Annotated in this window: 4 protein-coding genes; all 4 read left to right on the top strand. The window is 58.0% G+C overall.

Annotated elements, in window-relative coordinates; genetic code table 11:
* A partial coding sequence (locus GXX82_00005) for a type IV pili twitching motility protein PilT (protein NLT21407.1) occupies positions 1-356 on the top strand: 356 nt, incomplete at its 5' end.
* Positions 357-575: 219 nt separating this feature from the next.
* Positions 576-2,543 (top strand): transporter substrate-binding domain-containing protein, encoded by a 1,968-nt coding sequence (locus tag GXX82_00010; GenBank protein NLT21408.1) that lies wholly within the window; start codon positions 576-578, stop codon positions 2,541-2,543.
* Complete coding sequence (locus GXX82_00015) at positions 2,540-2,926, top strand: response regulator (protein NLT21409.1); 387 nt, start codon at positions 2,540-2,542, stop codon at positions 2,924-2,926. Before GXX82_00010 ends, GXX82_00015 begins: the two co-directional genes overlap by 4 nt.
* On the top strand, positions 2,923-5,342 hold a 2,420-nt coding region (locus GXX82_00020), incomplete at its 3' end, for a response regulator (GenBank protein ID NLT21410.1). The genes GXX82_00015 and GXX82_00020, both read left to right, overlap by 4 nt.

Below are 5,342 nucleotides of genomic sequence, written 5' to 3' on the forward strand. Positions count from 1 at the left end.
ACATGCAGCTTTCCCTCAACATACGCTCCATCATATCCCAGAGGCTCATCCCCACCGTGGAGGGCAAGCGCGCGGCGGCGATCGAGATCCTTCTCGACAGCCCGAGGGTCAAGGACCTCATTCTCAAGGGCGAGATCACCCTCCTGAAAGAGACCATGGCGGAGTCCTACTTCGAGGGAATGCAGACCTTTGACCAGCACATCTTCGACATGTACCAGGCGGGTCTTTTGGACCTCGACAACGCCATCGCCTATGCCGACAGCCCCAACGACGTGCGGCTCAAGATCAAAATGGCCGAGATGAAGCCCGACGAAGGTGAAGAGAAGAAGGATTCGGGACTCAAGCTGAAACTGTAGAGACGGTTGGAACCGTTAGAACCGCTTGAAGGGTTCGGGACGTTTCCGGATGCGGTGCATCTTTGATCCGCTAAAGGGTAGACCATGGTGCGCAAAGCTATTCCATGCTTCACCCGCTTTTTGATAACAGCCGTTATCTCCATTCTTCTCTTCTTTCTTTCAGTGCATTCTGCCCCGGCAAAGCGCACTGTGCGTGTCGCCGCTGAGCCCAACCTTCCCATGGCATCCGTGAATGCCAAAGGCGAGGGGGAAGGGCTCTTCATGGATATCATCCGCTACGTGGCGTACTACGAGGGATGGGCCGTCTCCTATGTTTCATGCGATTGGGACCGCTGTCTGGAAATGCTGAGAAACGGGGAGATAGATATCCTCGCGGCCATAGTTCATTCGCAGGACAGGGCGGGGTACGCGGATTTCACGGGCAACAGCGTTGTGTCGAACTGGGGCCAGGTCTACGCGATGCGGGGAGAGACGCTCGATTCCTTCATGCAATGTGAGGGAAAACGTATTGCCGCGGTAAAGGGCGATACCCACAACATCGCGCTGCGCGACATGCTTTCCCGGTTCGGGGTGGCAGCCGAGTTCGTTGACGTTGGCACCTATGAGCAGGTCTTCCGGGAGTTGAAGACGGGCAGGGTCGACGCCGGGGTGGTCAGCCGGTTCTTTGGCCTTCTCCATGAAGACACCTACGGTGTTCGCCGCACCAATCTCATCTTCAATCCCATCGAGCTCAGGTTTGCCGCTCCGAAAGGAAAGGCTCCGGATCTCATCGCTGCCCTGGACCGCTACATCGAGACCCTGAAGATCGACCGCAATTCGCCTTACTATTACTCTCTGAGGCGCTGGACCGGCGTTGTGGGCAGGAAAGACTACCCGGGCTGGGTCAAGTGGGTCGTGCTCTCGGTGATAGTGATCGCCTGCCTCGTCCTGTTACACAACCTCATGCTGCGCGTGCGCGTCAGGTCGCGCACGGCCCGGATGGAGAAGGAGATCCTGGAGAGAATACAGGCGGACGAAGCCCTGCTGAGGGAAAAGGACAGGGAACTGGCCCTGACCGAGAATGCCCCTTTCGGCATGGTAATGATCTCCCGTGACGGCACATACAGGTACGTTAATCCGAAGTTCATAGAGATGTTCGGTTATACCGTGAACGATGTTCCCAACGGCAGGACCTGGTTCAGAAAGGCCTATCCCGATCCCGGGTACAGGCACCAGGTGATAGGGGCGTGGCTCGAGATGGTGGAGAGGTTCACCCCCGGCGAGAACAAGGCCTATGAGAACAGGGTCACCTGTTCCGACGGGACGGAGAAGATCGTCAGTTTCACTCCCGTCAGGCTTCACGATGGGGAGACACTGATCACCATGGAGGACGTCACGGCACGCAGGGTTGCCGAGAACCAGCTGGTGAAGTATCGGGACCATCTCGAGGAACTTGTTGCGGAGAGGACTTCCGAACTGGATATAGCACGTCAGAAAGCGGAGTCCGCCGACCATCTGAAGTCAGCCTTCCTGGCTACCATGTCCCACGAGCTTCGCACACCGCTCAATTCCATCATCGGTTTCACCGGGCTTCTCATCCAGGGGCTCGCCGGACCGCTCAACGAGGAACAGCGAAAACAGCTCGGCATGGTGCAGAACAGTTCCCGCCATCTCCTCGATCTCATCAACGACGTCCTCGATATCTCCAAGATAGAGGCTGGTCAGCTCAACATTGAGGCGGAGCCCTTTGATCTCATGACCTCGATCAACAAGGTGATGGGCCTTATATCGCCGCTGGCCGAGAGGAAGGGACTCGCTCTTTCCCTCAGGACGGCCGGGGAGATGGGGACCTTCATCGGGGACAAGAGGCGGGTCGAGCAGGTCATCATAAACCTTGTTAACAATGCCATCAAATTTACCGATAAAGGGTTCATAGAGATATCCTGCACGGCGCGGGATGCGGATGTGGTCCTCAGCGTGAGGGACTCCGGGATCGGAATAGAGGCTGAGAACCTCGAAAGGATCTTCAATCCCTTCCAACAGGTGGACACCGGCCTGTCCCGAAGGCACGAGGGTACGGGGCTCGGCCTTTCCATCACGAGGAAACTCGTCGACATGATGGGCGGGCAGATCAGCGTGCAAAGCGTTATCGGCGAAGGCAGCACCTTCACCGTTGTCCTCCCGGCGAAAAGGAAGGAGGAAGCATGAAGGACGGAATACTGGTGATCGAGGACAACGAACAGAACATGTATCTCATGAGGTTCCTTCTCGAGAAGAACGGGTTTCGCGTCGTGGAGGCGAGGAGCGCCCGGGAAGGGATAGACAAGGCCATGTCCCCGGGGCTTCTTGCCATACTGCTCGACATACAGCTGCCCGACATGGACGGATACGGCGTTGCACGGGAGCTGCGCAGCCATGCGGAGCTCAAGGCCATGCCCATCATAGCGGTGACGTCCTACGCCATGACGGGCGACCGCGAAAAGGCGCTCGAGGCGGGTTGTTCGGGATATATCGAGAAGCCCATCGATCCCGAAACCTTCGTTGATGACATGAAACGCTGTTTTGGCGGCCAGGGGGAGGAGACCACGTGAAGATCCTTATCGCCGACGACAATGCGGACAATCTCTACTACCTGGAGGTCATGCTTAAGGCCGCGGGCCACGAGGTCATGAGCGCTCATAACGGCCGGGAGGCCCTCGACCACCTGTCCGGGACCCGGTGCGACCTCATCATATCCGACATCCTCATGCCAGGAATGGACGGGTTCCAGCTGTGCCGGGAGTGCAGGAAAAGGGAGGACCTCGACGCCGTCCCTTTCATCTTTTACACCGCGACCTACGCCGACGAGAAGGACAGGAAGCTGGGACTCAGCATTGGCGCCGACGCATACCTCATCAAGCCCATGGAGCCCGATGAACTTCTCAGCGTCATCGCCCGGGTGTGCGCGGAAGCGGCCGGGAAGCGCGAGGGCTCTCTTGCGGACGAAGAAGACTATCTGACGGAGCACAACAAGCGACTCATCGCGAAGCTGGAAAAGAAGATGGCCGAGCTCGAGGAAAGCACGCGGGAGCTGAAGCGGCAGGTGGCAGAGAGGCGGCAGGCAGAGGATCTCATCAGGGAGAGCGAGGAGCGTTTCAGGACCATCTTCGACACCGTGAGCGACGCCATCTTCCTGCAGGATATCGATACCGGCCTCATTGTCGACATGAACCGCGTCACCTGCGACATGTTCGGTTATGACCGCGGCGAGCTCAAGAACCTCAGCCTGGACAGGCTTTGTGCCGAAGGTCTTTCCCCCTGCACACCCGGGGAGATGAGGGGGCTGACGGCAAGGGCCAGGGCCGGCGAACCTCAATTTTTCGAGTGGAAGATGCCTGACAGGGAGGGCAGGGGATTCTGGGTCGAGATACTGATGAAACTGGTCCATCTCGGGACTGTGGACAGGATGCTTGTCGTGATACGGAACATCGAGGCCCGCAAGACAGCCGAGGAGGCCTTGAACAACGAAAGGCTCAAGCTCAAGACGCTTTCCGACAACGCGCCCTTCGGCATGGTGCTTATCGACAGAGATGGCCGTTACACCTACATGAACTCGAAGTTCAGGGACATGTTCGGATACGACCTCAGCGACATCCCCGACGGAAGGAGCTGGTTCAAGAGGGTCTACCCGGACGATAGGCTGAGACAGGAGGCGATCACGACCTGGCAGGATGAGATCAGCGGCCTGCCGCGGGGAGAGAGGAAGCTCAAGGTCTTCGCCGTCACCTGCGCCGACGGCTCGCAAAAGATGGTCAACTTTATCCCCCTGAAACTTGCTTCCGGTGATTACCTGGTGACATGCGAGGACATCACGGAACTCAAGAAGCTTGAACGGCAGCTGCGGCAATCACAGAAGATGGAGGCCATAGGCAGTCTCGCGGGAGGGATCGCCCACGATTTCAACAACATCCTCACCACGCTGATGGGGTACGCCGGTCTTTTGCAGATGGAGATGGACAAGCACGATCCCCTGGGGCTCCATGTCGAGCAGATCATCTCGGCTTCCCAGAAGGCGGCGAACCTGACCCGGAGTCTTCTCGCGTTCTCGAGGCAACAGCCCATCGTCCTCAATCCCGTGAGCATCAACGACACCATCAGGTCGACGGAGAAGCTTCTCAAGAGGCTGCTGACGGAGGACGTGGACTTCCGCGTATCCCTTCAGCCTGAGGACATGGTCATCATGGCCGATGCCACCCAGATCGATCAGATACTTTTCAATCTTGTCGCCAACGCGCGTGACGCCATGCCGAGGGGAGGAAGGCTCCTTATCGCTACATCGAAGACCGACATGGACGAAAGGTTCGTCCATACTCACGGTTACGGTAAGCCCGGCGCATACGTGATGGTGATCGTCTCCGACACCGGAACGGGAATGGATGAGGCGACGAAGGAGAAGATCTTCGATCCTTTCTTCAGCACGAAGGAAGTGGGCAAGGGCACCGGGCTCGGTCTGTCCACCGTGTACGGCATTGTGAAGCAGCACGGCGGGTTTGTCAACGTCTACAGCGAGCCGGGGACGGGCACGACCTTTCGCATATATCTTCCCCTTGTCGGCTCCGAGGCGCCGCGGGAGACGGAACCCGAGCTGGTGACGCAAAGGGGTACGGAGACCATCCTTGTGGCCGAGGACAACGCCGATCTGAGGCGCCTTGTGACGAAGGTCCTCACCAGGCATGGATACAGGGCCATAGGGGCCGTCGATGGCGAGGACGCGATAAACAAGCATCGGAAGCACAGGGGAATAGACCTGATCATCGTTGATTCCGTCATGCCGAAAAAGAACGGGAGAGAGGTCTACGAAGAGATCAGGAAGGTCGATCCCGGGATCGCGTTCCTCTTCACCAGCGGTCATACAAGGGACACTATTTTGAACCGCGGCATCGCCGACTCCGAATTCGACTTCCTCCCCAAACCGATAGCCCCCTTTGAACTTCTGCAGACGGTGAGGAAGGTGCTGGACAGGAAGAA

It is taken from the genome of Syntrophorhabdus sp. (assembly GCA_012719415.1).
In the GTDB taxonomy this organism is placed as follows: domain Bacteria; phylum Desulfobacterota; class Syntrophorhabdia; order Syntrophorhabdales; family Syntrophorhabdaceae; genus Delta-02.